Origin of the sequence: Halorhodospira halophila SL1 (genome assembly GCF_000015585.1) — a bacterium.
Classification (GTDB): Bacteria; Pseudomonadota; Gammaproteobacteria; order Nitrococcales; family Halorhodospiraceae; genus Halorhodospira; species Halorhodospira halophila.
In genome coordinates this window covers 240,158-257,792 of the sequence record NC_008789.1, presented here as the reverse complement: position 1 = coordinate 257,792, position 17,635 = coordinate 240,158, and the positions used below count along the sequence as shown (strand labels likewise).

The 17,635-nt window shown below is 69.2% G+C and carries 15 protein-coding genes; 7 read left to right on the top strand and 8 right to left on the bottom strand.

The window, feature by feature from the left end; translation table 11 throughout:
* Positions 1–5: 5 nt before the first annotated feature.
* The 3 genes from glcE to ppsA form a co-directional block, all read right to left on the bottom strand.
* Entirely contained in the window at positions 6–1,094 is a 1,089-nt protein-coding gene (gene glcE, locus HHAL_RS01150; protein WP_011813039.1) for a glycolate oxidase subunit GlcE, read from the bottom strand.
* Positions 1,094–2,599 (bottom strand): FAD-linked oxidase C-terminal domain-containing protein, encoded by a 1,506-nt coding sequence (locus HHAL_RS01145; protein ID WP_011813038.1) that lies wholly within the window; start codon positions 2,597–2,599, stop codon positions 1,094–1,096. The genes glcE and HHAL_RS01145 overlap by 1 nt, the downstream gene beginning before the upstream one ends.
* Positions 2,600–2,715: 116 nt before the next feature.
* Complete coding sequence (gene ppsA / locus HHAL_RS01140; RefSeq protein ID WP_011813037.1) at positions 2,716–5,088, bottom strand: phosphoenolpyruvate synthase; 2,373 nt, start codon at positions 5,086–5,088, stop codon at positions 2,716–2,718.
* Positions 5,089–5,204: 116 nt separating this feature from the next.
* Between ppsA and ppsR the strand changes: the two genes are divergently transcribed.
* Genes ppsR through HHAL_RS01115 form a run of 5 tightly spaced genes read left to right on the top strand, consistent with a single transcriptional unit; the run spans position 5,205 to position 9,125 of the window.
* Positions 5,205–6,026, top strand: a complete 822-nt coding sequence (gene ppsR / locus HHAL_RS01135; RefSeq protein ID WP_011813036.1) for a posphoenolpyruvate synthetase regulatory kinase/phosphorylase PpsR — start codon at positions 5,205–5,207, stop codon at positions 6,024–6,026.
* 30 nt (positions 6,027–6,056) lie between these two features.
* Positions 6,057–6,530: a DUF1249 domain-containing protein gene (locus HHAL_RS01130; protein WP_011813035.1), complete on the top strand. Its 474-nt coding sequence runs from the start codon at positions 6,057–6,059 to the stop codon at positions 6,528–6,530.
* Positions 6,531–6,589: 59 nt separating this feature from the next.
* Positions 6,590–7,066: an Rrf2 family transcriptional regulator gene (locus HHAL_RS01125; protein WP_011813034.1), complete on the top strand. Its 477-nt coding sequence runs from the start codon at positions 6,590–6,592 to the stop codon at positions 7,064–7,066.
* A gap of 17 nt (positions 7,067–7,083) precedes the next feature.
* Positions 7,084–7,596: a SixA phosphatase family protein gene (locus HHAL_RS01120; RefSeq protein ID WP_011813033.1), complete on the top strand. Its 513-nt coding sequence runs from the start codon at positions 7,084–7,086 to the stop codon at positions 7,594–7,596.
* Positions 7,596–9,125, top strand: coding sequence for a Ppx/GppA phosphatase family protein (locus HHAL_RS01115; protein WP_011813032.1), 1,530 nt, complete (start codon positions 7,596–7,598; stop codon positions 9,123–9,125). Before HHAL_RS01120 ends, HHAL_RS01115 begins: the two co-directional genes overlap by 1 nt.
* A 20-nt stretch (positions 9,126–9,145) precedes the next feature.
* Here HHAL_RS01115 and ppk1 read toward each other — a convergent pair whose 3' ends face one another.
* Positions 9,146–11,230: a polyphosphate kinase 1 gene (gene ppk1 / locus HHAL_RS01110; RefSeq protein ID WP_011813031.1), complete on the bottom strand. Its 2,085-nt coding sequence runs from the start codon at positions 11,228–11,230 to the stop codon at positions 9,146–9,148.
* 95 nt (positions 11,231–11,325) lie between these two features.
* Here ppk1 and HHAL_RS01105 point away from each other — a divergent pair, with 95 nt between their 5' ends.
* Complete coding sequence (locus tag HHAL_RS01105) at positions 11,326–11,682, top strand: glutaredoxin family protein (RefSeq protein WP_011813030.1); 357 nt, start codon at positions 11,326–11,328, stop codon at positions 11,680–11,682.
* Between the two features lie 7 nt (positions 11,683–11,689).
* Here HHAL_RS01105 and HHAL_RS01100 read toward each other — a convergent pair whose 3' ends face one another.
* The gene (locus HHAL_RS01100; protein WP_011813029.1) at positions 11,690–12,877 is read right to left on the bottom strand and encodes a lytic murein transglycosylase; all 1,188 of its coding nucleotides are present in this window, start codon (positions 12,875–12,877) and stop codon (positions 11,690–11,692) included.
* Positions 12,878–12,978: 101 nt separating this feature from the next.
* On the opposite strand from HHAL_RS01100, the gene HHAL_RS01095 reads away from it, so the two are divergent.
* On the top strand, positions 12,979–14,007 hold the full coding sequence (locus tag HHAL_RS01095; RefSeq protein ID WP_011813028.1) for a quinone-dependent dihydroorotate dehydrogenase: 1,029 nt from the start codon (positions 12,979–12,981) through the stop codon (positions 14,005–14,007).
* Between the two features lie 20 nt (positions 14,008–14,027).
* On the opposite strand, the gene HHAL_RS01090 is transcribed toward HHAL_RS01095, so the two are convergent.
* From HHAL_RS01090 to HHAL_RS01080, 3 genes are read right to left on the bottom strand one after another with little or no spacing between them, the layout of a single operon-like run.
* Entirely contained in the window at positions 14,028–14,858 is an 831-nt protein-coding gene (locus HHAL_RS01090) for a hypothetical protein (RefSeq protein ID WP_011813027.1), read from the bottom strand.
* On the bottom strand, positions 14,848–15,903 hold the full coding sequence (locus HHAL_RS01085; RefSeq protein WP_011813026.1) for a glycoside hydrolase family 26 protein: 1,056 nt from the start codon (positions 15,901–15,903) through the stop codon (positions 14,848–14,850). The genes HHAL_RS01090 and HHAL_RS01085 overlap by 11 nt, the downstream gene beginning before the upstream one ends.
* Entirely contained in the window at positions 15,900–17,594 is a 1,695-nt protein-coding gene (locus HHAL_RS01080) for a glycosyltransferase family 2 protein (protein WP_011813025.1), read from the bottom strand. Before HHAL_RS01080 ends, HHAL_RS01085 begins: the two co-directional genes overlap by 4 nt.
* Between the last annotated feature and the right edge of the window lie 41 nt (positions 17,595–17,635).

Below are 17,635 nucleotides of genomic sequence, written 5' to 3'. Positions count from 1 at the left end.
GCCCCTCACAGCTCCGGGGCGAAACGCCCGGGATTCAGGATGTGGTGCGGGTCCAGCGCCTGCTTGAGCTGCCGGTTGAGTCGGGCGACGCCGGCGCTCGGCGGGTGGAAGGCAGGGGTGGCGGTGTCGGCGCCGCGCCAGCGGGTGGCGTGGCCGCCGACGGCCTCGGCGGCGGCGCGCACGCGCGCCGCCGGGGCGTCGCTGCGCAGCCAGAGCTGCTGGCCGGCCCAGTCGAGTAGGTGCCCCCCGGGGAGTTCGGGGAGCGGCTGGGCCGGCGGCAGGGCCAGGCGCCAGAGCGGGACCCCGGTGTCGGCGAAGAAGGCCAGGGTATGGTCGCGCAGCGCGCTCCAGAAGGCGTCGCCGTCCTCCGGGGTGTCGCCGCCGAGGTGGCGGGTGGCGGCCCGCACCCCCTCCTCGGCCCCGGAGAGGCGCAGGTGCAGCCGCTCGCCGTCGTGAACGGCGCCGGTGATCGGGCAGCCGGCGGCCTGGGCGGCGTGGACGCGCTGCCAGATGGACTCGGGGGCGATCTCCAGGGTCCGCGTGGCCTCGGCCACCGGCTGCGGGATGACCTTGAGCGAGACGTCGAGCAGCACCCCCAGGGTGCCCAGGGCGCCGGCCATGGGCCGGGAGAGGTCGTACCCGGCGACGTTCTTGACCACCTCGCCGCCGAAGCGCAGGACCTCGCCCCGGCCGTTGATGACTCGTACGCCGAGCAGGGCGTCGCGCACCGCGCCACGAAACGGCCGGCCGGGCCCGGCGAGCCCGCTGGCTACGGCGCCGCCCACGGTGCCGCCGCCGGCGAAGCGTGGTGGCTCGAAGGGGAGCATCTGCCCCTCGGCGGCGAGGGTGGCCTCGAGCTCGCCCAGCGGGGTGCCGCTGCGCACGGTCACCATCAGCTCGGTGGGCTGGTAGCGGATGACCCCGCGGTGGCCGGTGAGATCCAGGGCCTCGCCCCGGCCGGGGTTGCCGTAGAAGGCCTTGGAGCCGCTGCCGCGGGGGCTCAGGGGCTGACCGGCGGCGGCCGCTGCCGCTACGCGGGCCCTCAGCGCCTCGGTGTCGTCCCAGGGGTCGGCTTGGGCGCCGGGTTGGTTCATCAGAAGCGCTCCAGCTCCGGGTGGGGCAGCTGCCCGTGGTGGACGTGGAGGGCGCCGAACTCGGCGCAGCGGTGCAGGGTGGGGACCGCCTTGCCCGGGTTCAGGCAGCCGGCCTCGTCGAAGGCGGCCTTGACGGCGTGGAACTGCTCGAGCTCCGCCGGGCGGAACTGATGGCACATGGCGTCGATCTTCTCCAGGCCGACGCCGTGCTCACCGGTGACGGTGCCGCCGGCGTCCACGCACAGCTCGAGGATGCGCCGGCCGAGCTCCTCGGTGCGCTCGAACTCGCCGGGGACGTTGCCGTCGTACAGCACCAGGGGGTGGAGGTTGCCGTCGCCGGCGTGGAAGACGTTGACCACCCGCAGCCCGTACTCCCGGGAGAGACGGTCGATGCCGGTGAGCACGTTGGCGAGCTGGTGGCGCGGGATGGTGCCGTCCATGCAGTAGTAGTCCGGCGAGATCCGCCCCACGGCCGGGAAGGCCGCCTTGCGGCCGGCCCAGAAGCGGGCCTGCTCCGCGGCATCGGCGGCCACGCGGACCTCGCTGGCGCCGTGCTGGCGCAGCAGGTCGCTGAGCCGTGTCACCTCTTCGGTGACCTCGTCGGGGGCGCCGTCGAGCTCGGCGATGAGGATGGCGGCGGCGTCGGTGGGGTAGCCGGCGTGGACGAAGTCCTCGGCGGCGCGGATCGCCGGCCCGTCCATCATCTCCAGACCGGCCGGGATGATGCCGGCGCCGATGACCCCGGCCACGGCGTGGCCGCCGGCCTCGACGCTGGGGAAGGCGGCGAGCAGGACCTCTTTGTGCACCGGTTCTGGCAGCAGGCGCACGGTGGCCTCGACGATCACGCCGAGCATCCCCTCGGAGCCGGTGTAGAGGGCCATCAGGTCGTACCCGGGGGCGTCGAGGGCGCTGCTGCCGATGTCGATGCGCTCGCCCTCGGGGGTGAGCACTGTGGCGGCGAGCACGTTGTGCACCGTCAGGCCGTACTTGAGGCAGTGCACGCCGCCGGCGTTCTCGGCGACGTTGCCGCCGATGGAGCAGGCGATCTGCGAGGAGGGGTCGGGGGCGTAGTAGAGGCCGTGGGGGCGGGCGGCCTCGCTGACGGCGAGGTTGCGGACACCGGGCTGGACGCGGGCGGTGCGGCGCAGCGGGTCGAGCTCGAGGATGCGGTTGAAGCGCGCCAGGCTGAGCACGATGCCCTGGGGGTGGGGCAGTGCACCGGCGGAGAGCGAGGTCCCGGCGCCGCGGGCGGTGACCGGCACGCGGTACTCGTGGCACAGGGCGAGCACCGCCTGGGCCTGTTCGATCGTCTCGGGGATGGCCACGGCCACCGGCAGCTGTCGGTAGGCAGCCAGCCCGTCGCACTCGTAGGGGCGTAGGCCCTCGGGGTCGTCGATGACCTGATCGGCCCGGGGGAGCAGGCGCTGCAGCCTGCGCAGAAAGGCGTCCCGGTCGTAGTCGAATCGCAGGTCTTCGCCGCGGTAGGGGGCGCGGGTATCGGTCATGCTGACCTCGAAGGGTAGAACTCCTTCGGTCAGCGTAGCCGTTTTTCGGGCGGGTGACAGCAGGAAAAGCGGTTCAGGGGGCGCCCCCGCCCCCTGAACCGCGCGGGCTTGTGCGCTTACTGCTCCTTGCCCGCCAGATACAGCCAGGTCTCGACGACTGTATCCGGGTTCAGGGAGACGCTCTCGATGCCCTCGTCCATCAGCCACTGGGCCAGGTCGGGGTAGTCCGACGGGCCCTGGCCGCAGATGCCCACGTACTTGCCGTGGCGGCGGCAGGCCTGGATGGCCATGGAGAGCATGCGCTTGACGGCCTCGTTGCGCTCATCGAACTGCTCGGCGATGACACCCGAGTCACGATCCAGTCCGAGGGTCAACTGAGTCAGGTCGTTGGAGCCGATGGAGAAGCCGTCGAAGTGCTCCAGGAACTCGTCGGCGAGCACGGCGTTGGAGGGCAGCTCGCACATCATCATGACCTTGAGCCCGTCCTTGCCGCGCTCCAGGCCGTTCTCGGCGAGCAGCCGGATGACCTGCTCGGCCTCGGTGGTGGTGCGCACGAACGGGATCATCAGCCAGACATTGTCCAGGCCCATCTCGTCGCGCACCCGGCGCAGCGCCCGGCACTCAAGCTTGAAGCACTCCTGGAACTCCGGGTTGATGTAGCGCGAGGCGCCGCGGAAGCCAATCATCGGGTTCTCTTCATGCGGCTCGTACTTCTCGCCGCCGATGAGGTTGGCGTACTCGTTGGACTTGAAGTCCGACATGCGCACGATCACCGGCTTCGGGTAGAAGGCGGCGCCGAGCATGGAGACCCCCTCGGCGAGCTTGTCGACGTAGAACTCCTCGGGGTTCTCGTAGCCGGCGGTCTGCGAGCGGATGACCCGCTTGACCGACTCCTCCTGCTGATCGAACTCGAGCAGCGCACGGGGGTGGATGCCGATCATCCGGTTGATGATGAACTCCACCCGGGCGAGGCCGACGCCCTCGTTGGGCAGGAACTGGAAGTCGAAGGCTCGGTCCGGGTTGCCGACGTTCATCATGATCTTGAACGGCAGATCCGGCATGTCGGACAGCGAGATCTCGCGGACCTCGAAGTCCTGCTTGCCCTCGTAGACGTAGCCGGTGTCGCCCTCGGCGCAGGAGACGGTGGCGTCGATGCTGTCGGGGATCGTCTCGGTGGCGTTGCCGCAGCCGACGATCGCCGGGATGCCGAGCTCACGGGCGATGATCGCCGCGTGACAGGTGCGGCCGCCGCGATTGGTGACGATGGCCGCCGCGCGCTTCATGATCGGCTCCCAGTCGGGGTCGGTCATGTCGGTGACCAGGACGTCGCCTTCCTGGACGCGGTTGATCTCGCCGACATCCTGGATCACGCGGACCGGGCCGGCGCCGATGCGCTGGCCGATGGCGCGCCCCTCGGTCAGCACCGGGCCGCGATCCTTGAGGTGGTAGCGCTCGAGCACCTGGCCGCCGTCGCGGCTCTTCACCGTCTCGGGGCGGGCCTGGAGGATGTAGAGCTGGCCGTCCTCACCGTCCTTGCCCCACTCGATGTCCATGGGCCGGCCGTAGTGCTTCTCGATGATCACCGCCTGCCGGGCGAGGTCTTCGATGTCGGCGTCGTTGAGGCAGAAGCGCATGCGGTCGGCCTCGGGGACGTCGACGGTCTCCACGGTCTTGCCGTGCTCGGTGCTGCCCGAGTAGACCATCTTGATCGCCTTGCCGCCGAGGTTGCGGCGCAGGATGGCCGGGCGGTTTTGCTCCAGGTTCGGCTTGTAGACGTAGAACTCGTCCGGGTTGACCGCGCCCTGGACCACCGTCTCGCCCAGCCCCCAGGAGGCGGTGACGAAGACCGCTTCGCGGAAGCCGGACTCGGTGTCCATGGTGAACATCACGCCGGAGGCGCCGATGTCCGAGCGCACCATGCGCTGGATGCCCGCCGACAGTGCCACCTGCTCGTGGTCGAAGCCGTGGTGGACGCGGTAGGCGATGGCGCGGTCGGTGAACAGCGAGGCGAAGACGTGGTGGATGGCCTCGCGGATCCCCTCGAGGCCGCGGACGTTGAGGAACGTCTCCTGCTGGCCGGCGAAGGAGGCATCCGGCAGATCCTCGGCGGTGGCCGAGGAGCGTACGGCGAAGGAGGCCTCGCCCGGGTGCTGGGCCTCGAGCTTCTCGTAGCCGCTGCGGATGGCGGCATCGATGGACTCGGGGAAGGGCGCGTCGAGGATCATCTGGCGGATCTTGGCGCCGGTGGCAGCCAGCTGTTCCACGTCCTCGACATCGAGCCCCTGGAGTGCGTCCCGGATCCCCTCGCGCAGGTTGTTGGCGTCCAGGAACTCCCAGTACGCCTTCGCCGTGGTGGCGAACCCGCCCGGGACACGGACACCCGCCTTGGCGAGGTTGCTGATCATCTCGCCAAGGGAGGCGTTTTTGCCGCCTACCTGATCCACATCGCCCATGCCAAGGGCGTCGAACTCCACTACGTAATCTTGCAAGGCTGTGCTCCCCTGAAGCGTCACAATGGCCGTGCTCGCGGTGCTGCGTGCCGCGGCCGGCGGTCTTGGTCTAAGATGGCCCGCCGACTCATGGCCGCAACGGGACCGACCCACCGATGACTGACGTGCGCAGGGTTTTCTTTGTCTCCGATCGTACCGGGATCACGGCCGAGGCCCTCGGCCACTCGCTGATGACCCAGTTCTCGGTCACCACCGAACAGGCCACGATCCCCTTTGTCGACACGGCGGAACGGGCACGGGCGGCGCTGCGCCGGATCACGGCGGCCTCCGCCGAGGATGACCATCCGCCCATTGTCTTCTCCACCATCATCGACCCGGAGGTGCTCGCCGTCCTGCGCGAGAGCGAGCACATCGTCCTCTTTGATTTCTTTGACACTTTTATCGCGCCCCTGGAGCGCGAACTCGAGGTGCCGTCGAATCACGTCATCGGCCGGTCGCACGGAATCGCGGATGATAGCACGTACGATGTGCGGATCGATGCCATGAATTTCGCACTGCACCATGACGACGGCGCCACTCACCAGCACTACGGGCGGGCGGATGTCATCCTGGTGGGGGTCTCGCGCAGCGGGAAGACCCCGGCCTCGCTCTATCTGGCGCTGCAGTTCGGCGTCTACGCCGCCAACTACCCACTCACCGACGACGACCTGATCGCCACCCGGTTGCCCCGGGCGCTGGTCTCCCACCGGGCGAAGCTCTTCGGGCTGACCATCGATCCGGATCGCCTGCACCAGATCCGCAGCGAGCGCCGCCCCAACAGCCGCTACGCCGAGTTGCGCCAGTGCGAGTACGAGGTGGCGCGGGCCGAGGCAATGTTCCGCCGCGAGGGCATTCCGTACCTGGACATCACCACCATGTCCATCGAGGAGATCTCCTCGACGGTGATCCATCAGCACGCCCTGACCCGGCGCGTCTAGGCACGGGTTCGCGACGCGCGCGTGCGTGTTATGCTCGCGCGCATGGTCCAGGAAGCCGCTACTTCGCACCGAGCCCTTGAGGCGAAACCGCGCACCTTCGCGGCGCTGATGGAGCTGTACGAGACCAACTACATCTACATGCGCCGGTTGGTGCCCGATCTGGAGCGGGCCGGCGCCGAGGGGGAGGTCTCCTTCTCGCGGGACGGGGTGGCCCTGCGTCTCGAGGTCCTGGAGCGCAGCCGCTACACCACCACGGTGCTCCTCACCCATCGTTTCAAGTCGGGGTGCAGTGCCGAGTCACTGCCCGAATTGACCGTGCGGGTCTACCACGACGCCCGGGTGGCCGAGGTCATGGCCACCGGCGGGCGCACGGTGCGGGATCCGGCCGGCAGCCTGGAGCAGCGCTGGGTCAGCAACCGCTTCCTCAGCCGCTGGCTGCGCTTCAGCCTAGGCGAGGGCCACGGGTTCCGGCTGCGGTCTCCTACCTCGTCGGGTCGACCTTGACCGGACGCAATCCGAGCGCTATAACCACAGATACCCCCCATCGTTTTAAGGAATTGGCTATGCGCTTGTCGACAAAAGGGCGTTACGCGGTTACCGCGATGATGGAACTGGCCCTCAATACCGATAAGGGGCCAGTGACATTGGCGGAGATCTCCCACACTCAGGGCATCTCGCTGTCCTACCTGGAGCAGCTTTTCGCGCGCATGCGGCGCGACGGGCTGGTCGTCGGGGTCCGCGGGCCCGGCGGCGGCTATCGGCTGGCCCGCCCGGCTGGAGAGATCTCCGTGGCGCAGATCATCACAGCAGTCGATGAAGGGACCGCCCAGGGGCAGGGCGTCGGCGAGGGCAGCAGCGACGACGATCGTTGCCTGACCCACGACCTTTGGGTGGATCTGAGTCGGCAGATCTACGACTTCCTCAACGGCATCACCCTCGAGCAGATGGCCCGTGACTCCGGCGTGCGCGAGGTGGCGGAACGGGTTGAGGCCGCCGGCCGCGACGTGGGCGATCGAGGTCGCTCCTCTTCGGTGGTCTGAGGCGCCCGGACATCCCTATGGGTCAGGTTCTGGTGGTTCGGCACGCCATCGCCGAACCCCGCGACCAGGCCCCCGACGGCAGGGACCGGACCCGCCGCGTCTCGGACCGGGGCGAGCGGGTCATGCGTCGGGCGGCGCTCGGCCTGCGGCGGGTGGTGGAACACCTGCCGCTGGTGGCGCATAGTCCACTGACGCGCGCCGTGCAGACCGCGGCCATCCTCGATGCCGCCTTTCCCGAAACCACCGCCCGGCGCGAGCTGGCGGCGCTCGCCCCGGGCGGCGACCCGGCGGCGGTGTTCCGGTGGCTCGCCGAGGTCAGCGAGTATCCGGTGGCCCTGGTCGGCCATGAGCCGGATCTCGGTTACTGGGTCGGGCAGGCGCTGACCGGCACCCCGGTCTCCTTCCTCGCCTTCCGCAAGGCCTCCATCTGCCTGCTCGAATTCCCTGACGGCCCGGCCCCCGGCGCTGGGCGGCTCACCGGCCATTTTCCCCCTGAGGTGCTTGGCGACCTGTCCGAGGTGGCGGAGTGATGCGAGACGAGCAGGTGATCGCAGCGGTCGATCTGGGCTCGAACAGTTTCCATATGGTGGTGGCGCGCATCGATCCGGCCACCCGCACGCTGCGGGTGGTGGATCGGTTGCGCGAGACGGTCCGGCTCGGCGCCGGCCTGGGCGAGGGGCAGAAACGGCTGAGCGAGGACGCCCGGGAGCGGGCGCTGGCTTGCCTGGCCCGCTTCGGGGATCGGTTGCGCCGCCTGCAGGCGCAGCGGGTTCGTGCCGTGGGGACGAACACCCTGCGCAGGGCGCGGGATGCCACGGACTTCATGCAGGAGGCCGAGGGCGCCCTGGGGCACCCGATCGAGGTGGTTTCGGGCTATGAGGAGGCTCGGCTGATCTACCTCGGTGTGGCCCACAATCTGGGGTTCGACGAGCGCCGGCGGGTGGTGATCGATATCGGTGGGGGTAGTACCGAGCTGATCCTCGGCCGCGGCCCGCGGGCCGAGCAGATGGAGAGCGTCCATCTGGGGTGCGTCTCGCTCACCGGACGCTGCTTCGCCGACGGCCGCATCACCGGGCGGCAGTTCCAGAAGGCCCTGGTCCTCGCCCGGCTGGAGCTGGAGCCGGTGGAGGGCGCCTTTCGCTCGCCGGCGTGGCAGGGGGCTGTGGGCGCCTCCGGGACGGTGCGCGCCGCCGCCGACGCCTGCGCCAGCCGGGACTGGTCACCGCCCGGGTGGATCACCGCCGAGGCGCTGGGCCGCCTGCGCCGGCTGGCGGTGGAGGCCGGCGACGCCGAGACCCTGGGCGAGTGGCTGGGGCTTTCCGGCGACCGGCGCCAGGTCTTCCCGGCGGGGCTGGCGGCCCTCTGTGCGGTCTTCGAGGCGCTGGGCATCGAGCGTATGGAGGTGGCCGACGGCGCCCTGCGCGAGGGGGTGATGTACGACCTGGCGGGCCGCCTGGGGATGCTCCAGCACAGCGAGGACGCCCGGGCCAATACGGTCTCGGCGCTGCGCCGGCGCTATTCGGTGGAGGCCGGCCAGGCCGACCGGGTGGCGGCGACGGCGGCGGGGCTGCTCGATCAGGTGGCGCCGGGGTGGGGGCTGGCAGGACGCTTTTACCGCGACATCCTCGACTGGGCGGCCCAGCTCCACGAGATCGGTCTGGATATCTCCCACGCCCAGTACCACAAGCACGGTGCCTACATCCTGCGTAACGCGGACATGGCCGGCTTCTCCCGTCAGGAGCAGCAGCTGCTGGCCCTGCTGGTGCGGGTGCACCGCCGTAAGCTGGCCCGCGGGCAGTTGAAGGCGCTGCCCCGGCGCTGGCTGGACACCGGCAAGCGGCTGGCCGTGGTGCTGCGCCTGGCGGTTCTGCTCCACCGTGGGCGGGCCGACGGTCGGGTGGTGGAGCCGCGCCTGGAACCGCTGACCGACGGGCTGCGGCTGTGGTTCCCGTCCGGGTGGCTGGCGGACAACCCCCTGCTCCAGGCCGATCTGCTCCAGGAGCAGCGCTACCTGGAGCGTGCCGGGATGACCCTGGAACTGGCCGAGGCCCCCGAGTAAGGGGCGCGCGGGGCTGCTCGTCAGGCGTCCTCGGCCAGGCGCTCGAGCAGGGCCTGCTGGGCACTGAACGGGGCCTCTTCGCTCCCCGAGCGGGCGCGCACGTAGGAGCCGTCCGGCTGGAGCAGCCACGCCTGCTGGGTATCGGCCAGGTAGTAGGACAGATCCTTGCCGATGCGCTCCCGGGCCTCGCGGTCGTCCACCGGGAAGGCCGTCTCCACCCGGCGGAAGAAGTTACGGCCCATCCAGTCGGCGCTGGCGCCGTACATCTCCGGCTCGCCGGCGTTCTCGAAGTAGAAGACCCGGGTGTGCTCGAGGAAGCGGCCAATGATCGAGCGCACGCGGATGGTCTCGGAGACGCCGGGCAGGCCGGGGCGCAGGACGCACATGCCGCGGACGATCAGGTCGATTTCGACCCCGGCCTGGGAGGCGCGGTAGAGTGCCTGGATGGCCCGGGGTTCGGTGAGCGCGTTGACCTTGGCGATGATCCGCCCGCCGCGGCCGTTGGCGGCGTGTTCGGCCTCGCGCTCGATGCGGGCGATCACCGCCTCGTGGAGGGTGAAGGGCGCCTGCAGCAGCCGGTGCAGATCCTTGGACCGCCCGAGGCTGGTCAGCTGCAGGAAGATGCTGCGCACGTCCTCGCTGATGCGACGGTCGGCCGTCATCAGCCCGTAGTCGGTGTACAGCCGCGCCGTTCGCGAGTGGTAATTGCCGGTCCCGAGGTGGACGTAGTTGCACAGCCGGCCGCCCTCACGGCGGACGATGAGCATCATCTTGCCGTGGGTCTTGTAGCCCACCACGCCGTAGACCACGTGGGCGCCGGCCTCCTGCAGCCGGTTGGCCAGGCGGATGTTCTCCTGCTCGTCGAAGCGCGCCCGCAGCTCCACCACCACCGTGACCTCCTTGCCGGCGCGGGCGGCCTGGACCAGGTTGTCGACGATGGCCGAGTCCGGTCCGGTGCGGTAGAGGGTCTGCTTGATGGCCAGCACGTTGGGGTCCTGGGCGGCCTGGCGGACCAGGTCGATCACCGGCAGGAAGGACTGGAACGGGTGGTGCAGGAGGATGTCGCGCTGGCGGATCGCCTTGAACAGGTCCGCGCCGGTGGTCAGCGCTGGCGGCAGCCCCGGCGTGAACGAAGGATACTTGAGGTCGGTGCGGTCCACCAGGTCGTAGACCGCCATCAGGCGGTTGAGGTTGACCGGGCCGTCGACCTGGTAGAGGTCGTCGCGGCCGAGCTCGAACTCCTCAAGCAGGAAGTCGGCCATGGCGTCGGGGCAGTTGGCGGCCACCTCCAGGCGCACCGCCTGGCCGTAGCGCCGTTGCGAGAGCTCGCCCTCGAGGGCGCGCATCAGGTCGTCGACCTCTTCCTCGTCGACGAACAGATCCCCGTTGCGGGTGACGCGGAACTGGTAGCAGCCGCGCACCGTCATGCCCGGGAAGAGGTCGTTGACGAAGGCGTGGATGACCGAGGAGAGGAAGACGAAGTCGTTGGGGCCGCCGCCGTCGATCTCCGCCGCGGGGAGCTGGATGACCCGCGGCAGGGCGCGCGGCGCCTGGACGATGGCGTACCCGGAGTTGCGCCCGAAGGCGTCCTTGCCCTCGAGTGAGACGATGAAGTTCAGGCTCTTGTTGAGCACCTTGGGGAAGGGGTGCGCCGGATCCAGGCCGAGGGGGCTGAGCACGGGCAGCAGTTCGGTCTCGAAGTAGTTGCGCAGCCAGTCGCGCTGTGCCTCGCTCCACTCCTGGCGGCGTACGAACTGGATCGACTGCTCGGCCAGCGCCGGGATCAGCTGCTCATTGAGTACCCGGTACTGCTCGTGGACGATCTCGTGGGCGACGGCGCCGGTGGCCCGCAGCACCTCCTGGGGGCTGCGGCCGTCGGCTTCGGTCTGCACCGAGCCGAGTTCCGCCTGCTGCTTGACACTGGCTAGACGGATCTCGAAGAACTCGTCCATGTTGGTGCTGAGGATGCAGAGGAACTTCAGCCGCTCGAGCAGCGGGACCGACGGGTCCTTGGCCTGTTCCAGGACCCGCCGGTTGAACTCGAGGAGGCTGAGCAGGCGGTTGTTGTAGAGGCTGGGCTGTTTGAGGTCGGTCGGCTCGTGCATCGTTCCTACGGTAGCAGAATCGCCCCCTGGGCGGTCTTTCGGTTTTATGACATCCTGCGAATGTATATCGTAGTCACCATCGAGGAGCGACGATCATGAGCGATGAGCGCCCCGCAGCGAGCCCCAGCGAGGATCCCGGCGAGCAGCGCCGCCTGCAGCGCCGCATCGACCGCGCGGTCGAGGGGTTGGTGCTCTACGAGCGGCCGTGGTGCCCGTTCTGCATGCGCGTCAATCTCACCCTGCGCAGCCTCGGGATCGACCTGGAGCGCCGGGACATCGGCCAGGATCCCCAGGCGGCCCGCGAACTCGAAGAGCAGGGCGGCAAGCGCATGGTGCCCTGCCTGTACATCCCCGATGGCGGTGCCGGGCAGTGGCTCTACGAGTCGGGGGATATCGCCGCCTACCTGAGCGCGCTGGTCGAGGAACTCGGTCCCGACACCCGCGAGGGGTGACCGCCGCTCATTCCGCCTTCTCCTGGAGTCGTTCGAGGATCTTTGGGTCCGGATAGCCGTCGGCCGGTAGCCCCTGGTCCTGCTGGTAGGCGCGCAGCGCTGCGCGGGTCCGTGGCCCCAGCAGGCCGTCGGGGGTGCCGGCGTCGAAGCCCAGCTCGTTGAGTACCTCCTGGGCCTGGCGCAGCTCGCTGCGGCGCGGGGCCGGGTCATCGGGGAAGCCCGCGCGAAGCGGCGGGGCGCCGTCGAGCCGGTCGGCCAGCAGCCCCACGGAGAGCGCGTAGGAGACCGAGGCGTTCCAGCCCATGATCCGGCGGAAGTTCTCGTAGACCAGGAACGCCGGGCCGTTGCGGCCCATGGGTAGCAGCAGCGCGGCCTGGATATCGCTCTGAGGCAGATCGGAGCCGTCCGCCCGGCGCACGCCCAGCTGCTGCCACTCGTCCAGCGCCCGGGGGTCGTCCAGGCCCAGGTGATCGAAATCGAAGTCGTCTTCAAGGCGGACTTCACGGCCCCAGCGCAGGCCCGGCTGCCAGCCCATGGCGCGCAGGTAGTTGGCCCCGGAGGCTAGGGCATCGGCCACGCTGTCGCGTAGATCGATGCGCCCCGAGCCGTCGTAGTCCACAGCGTGCTCGCGCAGGGTGGCGGGCATGAACTGGGTGTGCCCCAGGGCGCCGGCCCAGGAGCCGCGCAGGCCGTCGCGCTCGAGCTTGCCGTCTTCGAGGAGGGCCACCGTGGCGTCCAGCTGGTGGAAGAAGAAGCGCGCCCGACGGCCCTCGCAGGCGAGGGTGGTCATGGCGTCGATGATCGGCACCTCGCCGAAGTAGCTGCCGTAGTGGGTCTCCATGCCCCACAGGGCCACCAGGTAGCGCGGCGGGACGCCGAAATCGTCGTGGATCTGCCAGAGCAGCTCGCGGTGTTCGGCCATCATCTCCCGGCCGCGGTCGACGCGCTCCTCGGTGAGCCGGGCGTCGAGGTAGTCGCGGAAGGTCTGTACGAACTCCGGCTGCTCGCGGTCGAGCTCGAGGATGCGCTCGAGCTGCTCGACCCCGGCGAAGGTTTCCTCGACCACGGCCGCGTCGCGGCCCTGCTCCTTGAGGTCGTCACGAAGACTGCTGACGCATTGCTCGAAGTCGTCGGCGAGGGCGGGGGCGGTCAGGCACACCGCCATGAGGATCGGCCAGCGGGGGGGGCGTGGCATGGTCTTGGGTTCTTCCAGGATGATCGGGGCCCCTCACAGGGCATGGTGTGCAGTGTAAGATAGCGCCGCCACACGGTCGACCGCCTGCTGCGAGGAGCCCGATGTACGCCCTGATCCGCCAACTGCTGTTCCGCCTCGAGCCCGAACAAGCCCATCGCGTGAGTATGCAGCTCGCCCGCTTGGGTCTGCGTATCGCCGCCGTCCCCGGGGTGCGCAGCCTGCCGGCCGTGCCGCGGCGGGTGATGGGTATCGATTTCCCCAATCCGGTGGGCCTGGCCGCCGGCTTTGATAAGGATGGCGAGTACATGGACGTACTCGAGCAGCTCGGCTTTGGCTTCCTGGAGTTGGGCACGGTAACGCCCCGCGCGCAACCGGGTAATCCGCAGCCGCGGGTCTTCCGCATCCCCGAGCACGAGGCCCTGATCAACCGCATGGGTTTCAACAACCAGGGGGCCGAGCCGCTGGTCCGCCGGCTGGAGGTCTCGCGCCACCGCGGTGTGGTGGGTATCAACATCGGCAAGAATCGGGATACACCCCCCGAGCGGGCCGTCGAAGACTACGCCCAGGCGCTGGGGATGGTTTACGGGGTGGCCGACTATGTGGCGGTCAACCTCAGCTCGCCGAACACCCCGGGGCTGCGCGACCTGCAGCACGAGGGCGCGCTGCGCAACCTGATCGACCGCCTGCAGACCGAGCGCAAGCGGTTGGCCGAGCTGCACGACAAACGGGTGCCGCTGGTGGTCAAGATCGCCCCGGACTGGGAGGCCGGGGAGCTGGACGCCACCCTGGATATCCTGCTCGAACGCCGGGTGGACGGCATCGTCGCCACCAACACCACCCTCGGGCGCACCGGGGTGGAGCAGACCCCCCAGGCCCGCGAGAGTGGGGGGCTCAGCGGTGCGCCGTTGCGGGAGCAGGCCGAGTGGGTCCTGGAGCAGGTGGCGGCCCGCCGTGATCGGCGGACGGCCCTGATCGCTGCCGGGGGGATCATGAGCGGTGAGGACGTGACCCGGCGCCTCGATCTCGGTGCGGATCTGGTCCAGCTCTATACCGGCATGATCTACCGCGGTCCCGGCCTGGTCCAGGAGGCCGTGCGAGCCGCCGCCCGCCACGCCGGGCAGCCCGCCTAGGCGGGGGCGCCACGGGTTGGCTACGGTGCTAGCGCGGCGATGTAGAGCATCACGTAGGCGTTGTGGTTGAGATAGAGGCGGTGCTCGAGCTTTTTGATCGACTCGAGGTAGAGGCTCGTGCTCTCCGCGCCGAGGGCGTGGTGGAAGAGCTCCAGCGGCAGTTCCGGCTCCATGGCGGCACGAAACTCGTCCAGGTCGATCGCCTCGGTGATCGGTGAGGCAGGGGCCGGCTGTCCGGCGATCCGGGGATCGAACTGCTCGAGGTAGGCCACGCTGTGCTGCAGTCGTTGGCGCACGTCGCCGATGATCTCCTCGCGGAAGACCCGGTAGTCCTCGCGGCGCAGATCGCTGACCCGGGAGAACAGTGCCTCGAGGTGGCGGAGGTAGATCAGGACGCCGCGCTTGAGCAGCACCGAGTCGTGGATGATCCGTTGCGCCAGCGCCTCGGAGGTCACGAAGCGCCCGAGGTCGATGCGGATCTCGCGCTCGTCCACGGCGATGTAGAGCGGGTAGGGCAAGGGCGAGCCGCTGGTCAGCGTGGCGCCGACCCTCTGGCCGCCCTCGTCGCTGGACCACTGCTGCCAGGCGACATGGCCGCGGTTGAGGACGCGCTCCCCGAAGCGAAAGGGGATATGGAAAAAGATCCGGTCCCCCTCCCAAAGGCGTTCCCGGTTGGCTAGCCAGTCGGGCAGGAAGATCCCCAGGCCGTCGCTACTGACATCGCTTAGCAGGTACTGGAACGGCTGCAGGGCCTCGCCGCGGGATCCGAGGAACGGCAGGGCGATGGATGCCACCGGCCGGCGCAGCTCGCGCCGGGTGTCGTTGACGGTTGGGGCGCTGTCAGTCACCACGGGATCGTCCCTCCAGCAGGGCCTCGGGGTCGGTGATCATCCGCCGCAGCGGTTCAAGGTCCTCCGGGGTGACACCGGTATCCAGCCGCCAGTTCTCTTCCTTGTCGTTATGGAACCAGACCAGCCCGGCCAGCTCCCAGGCCACGGCGGACGCGGCGGCCTGCTCGATCCAGGCCGCCTTGTCGCCCCCGTCGGTGACGGTGGCGGTCTCGAAGACGTAGATGGGTTTGTCGGGGGCGAGATCCCGCAGGGTGCGGTAGAGCGGCTCGAAGATCGTCTGGAAGGACTGGAAGCGGCTGTCCCAGCCGTGTTCCTCGCGGGTCCGGGTGGTGCCCCAGTTGTAGCCGTCCATGCCCAGGACGTCGACGTAGGCGTCGCCGGGGTAGTACGCCTCCGGCCGGTTCCAGTCGGCGTCCGGGTCGCGGTCGGGCGAGGGGACCGACTCGGCGTTGGGGTTGAAGGCGAAGCGGGCGTGCTCCGCTGCCCCCTCGTCGCGGAAGATCTCCACCACGTGCCGGAACATCGCCCGATACCGCGTCGGGGCCGATGGGCCGTAGTCCTCGGCGGTGGAGCCCCAGTGGTAGCGGTCGAGGTTCATCTCGTGGGCAAAGCGGATGATTACCGGCTCGGGGAACGCCTTGACGCCGCGCGCAAAACGACGGATGTAGGCGTCGTAGGCGCCGCCGGTCAGCTCCTCGGCGGGGATGGCGTGCTCCTCGCCATCGGCGATGTACATCGGCTCCCAGGTCAGGACCGGCCGCCCGCCGGCCTGACGGATGGCGTCCAGCTGCTCCGCCGGGAAGTTGTCGTGCCGCGGATCCTCGGGAAACTGGATGAAGATGGCCACCAGGCCGATCTCGAGCTCCAGTGCCTGTTCCAGGTGGGCCAGGCGTTCGCGGCTGGCAGCTCCGTCCAGGGCCACGCCAAAGGCCACCGGGGGTGCGGCGGGGGGCGGGGCGCTGCCCGCCGGGAGTCCGGCGGGGAGCAGTCCGTGGGCGCAGATCAGGGCGCCGCCGGCCCAGCGGATCAGTCGGCGGTGGTTCATGCCGTCTGCTCCTGCGGTTGATGATTAAAGTAGAAGACAGCCAGCAGCAGCGTGAGGTGGTAGCTGCACCAGAGGGTGTTGACCACCAGCGCCCAGAGCGGCTCCTGCTCAAAGACGCCACGCAGTACGCCCCAGGTGATCGCCGCGGTGCACAGCACGATCAGTGCCAGGTGGGGCCACAGGGCGCGCAGGGGGAGCCCGTTGCTACCGGCCTTCGGGGTGACCGTGAAGCTTCCCCGGACCCCCAGAATGCCCAGCAGGCTGGCCTTGATATAGACGGGGAAGGCCGTGGCCTGAAGGACGATCCCGGTGACCAGCTCGCGCAGCCGATACTTGCGCTGACTCATAGCGAAGGCGAACAGGGTGATCGTCAGCAGGATGTAGGGGAAGAAGAACAGCAGGTAGATATCCGCCCGGGCGAAGAAGCTCGGCACGCCCAGCAGGAGGTAGAGGGTCGGGCTGAGCACCATGATCAGGAACACCCAGCCGACGAAGTAGTGGGTGCCGGAAAGGGAGTACTCCCACCACTTGGCCAGCGAAAGCTGGCGCGGCGTGCGCACCATGGCCTGGAGGACCGTGCGGAACAGCCCCACGGTGCCCAGCGCCCAGCGGAATTGCTGCTTGAAGTAGGCGCCCAGGTCCTGCGGACCCTGCCCGAACGCACTGAGCCGGTTGATGTAGGCGGAGCGCCACCCGCGTGCGTGAAAGCGCAGCGAGGTGGCAAAATCCTCGGTGACCGAGGTCTCGTCGAAGCCGCCGACGTCTTCCAGCGCTGCGCGGCGGAAGATGACATTGGTACCGCAGCAGAACATGGCGTCCTGGGAGCTTTTCCCCTCGCAGATGTACTCGTAGAAGATCGCCTGCTGCATGCCGGCGGCCCGCGCGACCCGGTTGGTCTCGAAGTTGGAGTAGTACTGCGGTGTCTGGATGAAGGCCAGGTTCGGTTCGCTCTCGAGCTGGGCGATCAGCGGTTCGGCGAATTCGGGCAACGGGTTCATATCGGCGTCGAAGACGGCCACGTATTCGATATTGAAGGGCTCGACATCCAGCGGACTGCGGGTGAACTCGAAGCCGGCTGGCGCGCGGTCGTTGAGGAAGGCCAGGAAGTCATTGATCATGCCGGCCTTGGCCCCGCGCCAGGGGCGCCGGAAGAGGTGGACGCCGATGCCCTGGCACAGGTCCTCGATCGCCTGGCGGTACTTGGCCATCTCCGCGGAGCGCTGTTCCGATGGGTCGTAGCGGGTATCGTCGAGCAGGAAGATCCGCTTGTTGGGGTAGGTCAGGTTGTAGAAGCAGGTCAGGGTCTCTTCAATCAGCCACAGGGGCTCGTTGTGTGCGGCCACGACCACCGCGAGTTCTGGCGGGTTTTCCGTCGGGAGGATCTTCAGGGCCTGCTCGTAGGAAAAGCGCGGTGCCGTGGCGGAGGGGATCTCGCGTTCGGCGGTGGGCGCTGCGGGGTCCACGGGCCGGGTGCGATTGGCGTGGTAGATGTTCAGGAAGTAGCCGAGGGCGTGGACCATGATGAACGCCTCGGCGAGTAGCAGGAATGCGGCCGCGGTCTTCTCGTACCACAGGTAGTCGGCGAACAGGAACAGCGCCGTCCGACCGATCAGGTAGGTGAAGACGCTGAGGATGGCGGCGCCGGTGAGGATGATCAGCAGGCTGCGGTTCAGGAAGCGGCGTTGACCCATGGGCTCTCGACTCCGGCCGTTGGCGCTGCAGGCGGGGCGCG